The sequence below is a fragment of the Pseudomonas sp. GW821-FHT09E12 genome, from assembly GCF_059416085.1.
This window is the reverse complement of the sequence record NZ_JBWKOM010000011.1, coordinates 253,150-259,668: the sequence shown is the minus strand read 5'-3', so window position 1 is coordinate 259,668 and position 6,519 is coordinate 253,150. Positions and strand designations below refer to the sequence as shown.

Sequence of the window (6,519 nt, the reverse complement as noted above, 5' to 3'; positions counted from 1 at the left end):
GGCGTCCCCTAGGGGACTCGAACCCCTGTTACCGCCGTGAAAGGGCGGTGTCCTAGGCCACTAGACGAAGGGGACACGCTACAACATTCACTCCCTGCCGCGTTTCGCTGTGTGCTTTACGCTGCAAGTGGCGCGCATTCTATGGATGGATTGGAGGGTCGTCAACCCCCTGATATAAATTTATTTAAATCAATGACTTCGGGGTGGTTTGCGAGCCCTTTCGGGCATTTGTGCAGCCTGTGCCTTGACGCCTATATTCTGACACTCGACAAGACGCTATAGTCCACATCCTTAGGTAATGGCAATATGAAACCAGCCAGACATTTCCTATATAAGCAGAGAATCGGCCTGTTTCTGCTCGTCGACCTGCGCTAGGCGCCCCAAGGCTAAGTCACTACACTCGCCACTCGTACGCGAACCCCAGAAAGAGGTCTTACACGGTGACACCACTCATGATCACCCTGCTAGTAGTAGCCGGGATCGTAATATTGATCGCCATTGGCTACATGAACCATGTGGTGGAAAACAATAAACTGGAAAAGGCCCGTACCAAGGTCGAACTCAATGACCGCCTGCGCCGCTGCGGCGAAATCACCGAGACCTTCCCCGGCCAGTTCATGTCGCCAGGGCTCAAGCTGCTGATGACCCGCCTGGAGCTCAACGTCGTTCAGCGTCTGTTGAACCTGAACAAGTCCGATGCCGCGCTCAAGGCGCGTATCGCCGAGTTGAACGCGCTGGTCGGCCAGGGCGAATCGATTCCGGTCAACAACCCGCCCTGCCCGATCCAGACCGAAGCCAAGGCCAAGGACGTGCGCTTTCTTCTGGAAGCCCTGCATGGCCAGGTGACTCGCGCCGCCCAGGACGGCTTCCTGCCGACCAACGAAGCCAAGCACTGGATCCGGGAAATCCGCCACATCCTGGTGCTGCTGCACATTGAGTTCTTCAACAACCTCGGCCAGTACGCCCTGCAGCAGGAACAACCCGGCCAGGCGCGCCTGGCGTTCGAGCGCGGCGTGCAATACCTGCGCAAGCAGCCGGATCCGGCGGTCTATCGGGAACAACTGGAGTACCTGGAAAAACTCCTGGCCCGCTCCAACGCGATGGTGCTGACCAACACCCAGCCGGTCGAAGGCGAGGTCAACCAATTGACCGAAGGCCTGAAGGTCGTCGAAGCCGACGCCGACTGGAAGAAGAAAGCCATTTACGACTGACCGGCAACAGCCGCGCGAGCAATACGCGCGGCACGGCCTAAAGGCTGCGCCCCTGGCGGCGCAGCCTGTAGCAAGCATCAGCGGCATTACAACCGGAAATGCCCGACCATCCCCTTCAACTCCGCCCCCAACTGCGCCAGCTCGATGCTCGACGCCGCATTGCCCTGCATGGCCAGTGACGACTGATCGGCGCTGGCGCGGATACTGGTGACGCTGCGGTTGATCTCTTCGGCGACCGAGCTTTGTTGCTCGGCGGCCGCGGCGATCTGCTGGTTCATCTGCTGAATCAGCGACACCGCCGTGGCGATGCTGCCCAGCGCGCTTTCGGTCTGCAGCGCATCGCTGACCGCCAGCTTGACCAGTTCGCCGCTGCTCTGGATCTGCTGCACCGAGGACTGCGCCGCCGAACGCAGGGCACTGACCAAGCGTTCGATCTCCTCGGTGGATTGCTGAGTGCGCTTGGCCAGGGCCCGCACTTCGTCGGCGACCACCGCGAAGCCCCTGCCCTGCTCGCCGGCACGCGCCGCTTCGATGGCCGCGTTCAGCGCCAACAGGTTGGTCTGCTCGGCGACACTCTTGATCACGCTGAGCACGGTGCCGATGTTCTGGATCTCGGCGCTGAGGCTTTCAATGCTGGAGCTGGCGCTGGTGGCCGAATCCGCCAGCTGTTCGATGCGCTGCATACTCTGGCGCACCACCTGCTGGCCACTTTCGACCTTGTCGTCGGCGGTCTGCGCCGCCTGCGCGGCTTCTTCGGCGTTGCGCGCGACGTCGTGCACGGTGGCGGTCATCTGGTTCATCGCCGTCGCCACCTGCTCGGTTTCTTCCTTCTGGCTGCTGACTTCCAGATTGGTCTGTTCGGTCACCGCCGACAGCGACTGGGCCGAGCTGGCCAACTGTTCGATGCCTGCCTGCAGGCCGCTGACAATACTGCTCAGGCCGCTGCCCATCTGTTGCATCGCCAGCATCAACTGGCCAATTTCGTCCCGGCGCGTCACCTCCACCGTCGCGCTCAGGTCACCGGCGGCGATCTGCTGCGCCACGCGCATCACGCTGCGCAGCGGGGTGACGATCAAACGGGTAATGATCCAGGCCGCCAACACGCCCACCAACAACGCCAGGGCCGAAGACGCGACGATCAACAGCGAGTTCTTTTTCAGCTCCGCCTGCATCGACTGATCCTGCGCACCGTACGCCTGGTCGACCCGCTCCATCACCTGCGCGGCGCGCTCGTGCAGTTGCTGATAGACCTTTTTCTCCTGCGCCAGCAAGCCAGTGTATTCGGCGAGCTTCTCGCTGAAACCACCGATATGCCCGACCACTTCGTTGAGCACCGTCTGATAACCGGCGTCCTTGACCAGGGTCTTGAGCTGCTCCGCCTGGGCCAGGGCCTGGTCGGCCTGTTCGATCTTGCCCTGCTCGACCTCTTCCTCGCCCTTGCGGCTCTGGTCCAGGCGCACCCGGGCTTCGTTCATGGCTTGCAGCATCAAGCGCGAAACCTGGCTGACCTGATTGGCCTGCTCGACGAACTCGCTGCCCTCCTTGCCGGCGGACTCCTTGAGGCTATAGGTACCGTCGTCGGCCAGGCCGGCCTGCAGCACGTCGAGGTTGTTGGCCACGCTGGACACTGACCAACTGGCCATTTCCAGCGCCAGGTCCTTGGCCTGGGTCAGCTCGACGAACTCGTCGAAGGCCTTGCGGTAAGCCCCCAGCGCCTGCTCGACATCGGTCATCACCGGCACATTCGCCGCCGAACGCTCCTTGAGCTGCGCCGCCAGGGTCAGCAAGGCGCCGACGCCCTCGTGCAAGGCGTCCGCGGTTTTGGCGTCACCGTGCAAGGCATAGTTCTGCTCGAGCAGGCGGACCTTGAGCAAGCTGCTGTTGAGTGACGACATCTGCTTGAGGCCCTCGAAGCGCTGGCTGATGGTCTGCAGGGACCAGACGCCGATGGCGGCCACCAGCGCCGTCAGCAGCAGCACCAGGGTGAAGCCGACACCCAGTTTTTTCGCCATGCCGAAGTTGGCAAAACGTCCGTTCGTGCCCGAATTCATTGCGCTCAGTCCCCTTCCAGTCCCCAATGGCAACAGGGCCATTGTCCAGTTTTGCAGGTTCGCAACGGGCTGCACTGGAGCACAAGTCTCTGGCGTCGGAATAATGGCAAAAAGCTACGTTCAGGTCGTTTTCAGAATGGTCGAGGTCGATCCGGTACAACCCTGGCAACGCTTGGTCACCAGGGCCGTCCCTAAGGCAGGCGAGCGTCAGATGGCGGTGGCGCCACCGTCTACCGCCAGCGCATGGCCGGTGGTGAAGGCCGCGCCGTCGCTGCACAGATACAGCACCGCGCTGGCGATTTCCTCGACCTTGCCGATCCGCCCAACCGGGTGCATGGCCGCGGCGAATTCGGCTTTCTTCGGATCGGCCTCGTAGGCGCGGCGGAACATATCGGTGTCGATCACCGCCGGGCACACCGCGTTAACCCGGATTTTCTTCTTCGCATACTCGATGGCCGCCGACTTGGTCAGGCCGATTACCGCATGCTTGGAGGCGGCATAGATGCTCATCTTCGGCGCCGCGCCGAGGCCGGCCACCGATGCGGTATTGACGATGGCCCCGCCGCCCTGGGCGAGCATCAGCGGCAACTGGTGCTTCATGCACAGCCAGACGCCCTTGACGTTGACTCCCATGATCGCGTCGAACTCGTCCAGGGTGCCGTCCGCCAACTTGCCCTTCTCGATTTCGATCCCGGCATTGTTGAAGGCATAGTCGAGACGGCCGTAACTGCTTACCACCTGCGCCATCAGGTTCTGCACATCCGCCTCGTCGGTAACGTTGCAGCGCACGAACAGTGCTTCGCCACCGGCGGCGCGAATCAATTGCACCGTGCCCTCGCCACCGGCGACGTCGAGGTCGGCCGCCACCACTTTCAGCCCCTGCGTGGCGAACGCCAGGGCCGTGGCCCGGCCAATACCCGCCGCTGCGCCGGTGACCAAAACGACCTGGCCGGAAAACGTCATGCTCATGGTGATGCCCTCGATGGAATGCATGGATCGGATTCGCCCAGTCTAGGCACAGGCAACGAGCACGCGGCAGCACTATCAGAGGGCCGGTTGCCCACTTATCCGCAATGGTGATGAAGGCTGCCATACCACCATCACGCCTCTGGATCGCCCCCTATTCGCTACAGCGTCAAACCTTGCGGCACCAGGGCTGAAGGTCTATCAACTAGGGTTCCATCGATCCTTGAGTGCCTGCCATGACCGCCCAGACCAATCGCCAGTTTCTGCTCGCCAAACGCCCGGTGGGCGCGGCGACCCGCGAAACCTTCACCTACCAGCAGGTTCCCGTCGGCGAACCCGCGACGGGGCAGATCCTGGTGAAGAATGAGTACCTGTCCCTAGACCCGGCCATGCGCGGCTGGATGAACGAAGGCAAGTCCTACATCCCGCCGGTGGGCATCGGTGAAGTGATGCGCGCCCTGGGCGTGGGCCAGGTGATCGCCTCGAACAACCCCGGCTTCGCCGTCGGCGACTACGTCAATGGCGCCCTGGGCGTGCAGGACTATTTCCTCGGCGAGCCGCGCGGCTTCTACAAGGTCGATCCGAAACTGGCGCCGCTGCCGCGCTATCTGTCGGCCCTGGGCATGACCGGCATGACCGCCTATTTCGCCCTGCTGGACGTCGGTGCGCCAAAAGCCGGTGAAACCGTGGTGCTATCGGGCGCGGCCGGCGCGGTGGGCAGCATTGCCGGGCAGATCGCCAAGATCAAAGGCTGTCGGGTGGTCGGCATCGCCGGCGGCCAGGACAAATGCAAGTTCCTGATCGACGAACTGGGCTTCGACGGGGCCATCGACTACAAGAGCGAAGACGTCCATGCCGGCCTCAAGCGCGAATGCCCGAAAGGCGTCGACGTGTATTTCGATAACGTCGGCGGCGACATCCTCGATGCGGTGCTCAGTCGCCTGAACTTCAAGGCCCGGGTGGTGATCTGCGGCGCCATCAGCCAGTACAACAATAAGGAGGCGGTCAAGGGACCGGCCAACTACCTGTCGTTGCTGGTCAATCGCGCGCGCATGGAAGGTTTTGTGGTGATGGACTATGCGGCCCAGTTCGCCGCCGCCGGGCAGGAAATGGCCGGCTGGATGGCCAAGGGGCAGCTCAAGAGCAAGGAGGATATCGTCGAAGGCCTGGAGACCTTCCCGGAAACGCTGATGAAGCTGTTCAGCGGCGAGAACTTCGGCAAGCTGGTGCTGAAGGTTTGAACGTGGCTCTTTGAATCAGGCTGTCTGTACGATCGTTTCGCGAGCAAGCTCGCTCCTACAAGGGCCTATGCACTCTCTGTAGGAGCGAGCTTGCTCGCGATAGCGCGAAGCGCGCTTGCACTATCGCCGACAGCCAGCACTCCGCTGCCGGATTCAGGCCAGCTCGGCCACCACAGCCGCCAAGGCCTTGGCCGGATCCACCGCCTGGCTGATCGGACGGCCGATCACCAGATAATCGGAACCGGCATCCAGCGCCTGGCGCGGGGTGAGGATGCGCCGCTGGTCGTCCTGGGCGCTGCCCGCCGGACGGATCCCCGGGGTCACCAGTTGCAGCGACGGGTGCGCGGCCTTCAGCGCCTGGGCTTCCAGGGCCGAACAGACCAGGCCATCCATGCCGGCCTTTTCCGCCAGGGCGGCGAGGCGCAGCACCTGCTCCTGCGGCTCGATATCCAGGCCGATGCCGGCCAGGTCTTCACGCTCCATGCTGGTCAGCACGGTCACGCCGATCAGCAGCGGTTTCGGGCCGCTGCGCTGGTCCAGCACTTCGCGGCAGGCCGCCATCATGCGCAAGCCGCCGGAGCAGTGCACATTGACCATCCATACGCCCATCTCCGCGGCGGCCTTGACGGCCATCGCGGTGGTGTTGGGGATGTCATGGAATTTCAGGTCGAGGAAGACTTCAAAACCCTTGTCGCGCAGGGTGCCGACGATTTCCGAAGCGCAACTGGTGAACAGTTCCTTGCCGACTTTGACCCGGCACAGCTTGGGGTCCAGCTGATCAGCCAGTTTCAGTGCGGCGTCACGGGTGGGAAAGTCCAGGGCGACGATGATAGGAGTCTGGCAAGCGGACATGAAGGGGCTCTCAGGCAAGTCGAAATCGGCGCGGATTGTAGCGCAAGCGACGGCGCTCCGGGACCCGATGATCGGTAATTCATCGCCAACGGCAGCTCCCGTATCGATAAAACCGTGCAAATGCCCGACCCTGGCGGCAATTGTGTCGAGCCCGATACACTCCCGACACGCCGGCAACAACCCGCCCGGCTACCCTCG

The 6,519-nt window shown here is 62.7% G+C and carries 5 protein-coding genes, 1 tRNA gene and 1 pseudogene; 2 read left to right on the top strand and 5 right to left on the bottom strand.

Features of this window, described 5'->3' with window-relative positions:
* Positions 1-2: 2 nt before the first annotated feature.
* A tRNA-Glu gene (locus tag AC07PQ_RS28035) sits at positions 3-75 on the bottom strand.
* Between the two features lie 365 nt (positions 76-440).
* Between AC07PQ_RS28035 and AC07PQ_RS28030 the strand changes: the two genes are divergently transcribed.
* Positions 441-1,211, top strand: a complete 771-nt coding sequence (locus AC07PQ_RS28030) for a hypothetical protein (RefSeq protein WP_007931618.1) — start codon at positions 441-443, stop codon at positions 1,209-1,211.
* Between the two features lie 86 nt (positions 1,212-1,297).
* On the opposite strand, the gene AC07PQ_RS28025 is transcribed toward AC07PQ_RS28030, so the two are convergent.
* The 3 genes and pseudogenes from AC07PQ_RS28025 to AC07PQ_RS28015 form a co-directional block, all read right to left on the bottom strand.
* Complete coding sequence (locus AC07PQ_RS28025; protein WP_371920939.1) at positions 1,298-2,002, bottom strand: methyl-accepting chemotaxis protein; 705 nt, start codon at positions 2,000-2,002, stop codon at positions 1,298-1,300.
* Positions 2,003-2,209: 207 nt separating this feature from the next.
* Positions 2,210-3,106, bottom strand: a pseudogene (locus AC07PQ_RS28020) (methyl-accepting chemotaxis protein); the annotation flags it as partial.
* 363 nt (positions 3,107-3,469) lie between these two features.
* A complete protein-coding gene (locus AC07PQ_RS28015; protein ID WP_007931614.1) occupies positions 3,470-4,231 on the bottom strand; it encodes an SDR family oxidoreductase in 762 nt (253 codons plus the stop codon).
* A gap of 233 nt (positions 4,232-4,464) precedes the next feature.
* Here AC07PQ_RS28015 and AC07PQ_RS28010 point away from each other — a divergent pair, with 233 nt between their 5' ends.
* Positions 4,465-5,469, top strand: coding sequence for an NADP-dependent oxidoreductase (locus tag AC07PQ_RS28010; RefSeq protein WP_493186466.1), 1,005 nt, complete (start codon positions 4,465-4,467; stop codon positions 5,467-5,469).
* Between the two features lie 153 nt (positions 5,470-5,622).
* Here AC07PQ_RS28010 and pyrF read toward each other — a convergent pair whose 3' ends face one another.
* Positions 5,623-6,321 carry an orotidine-5'-phosphate decarboxylase gene (gene pyrF / locus AC07PQ_RS28005; RefSeq protein ID WP_493186467.1) on the bottom strand — a complete coding sequence of 233 codons (699 nt, stop codon included), beginning with the start codon at positions 6,319-6,321 and terminating at the stop codon, positions 5,623-5,625.
* Between the last annotated feature and the right edge of the window lie 198 nt (positions 6,322-6,519).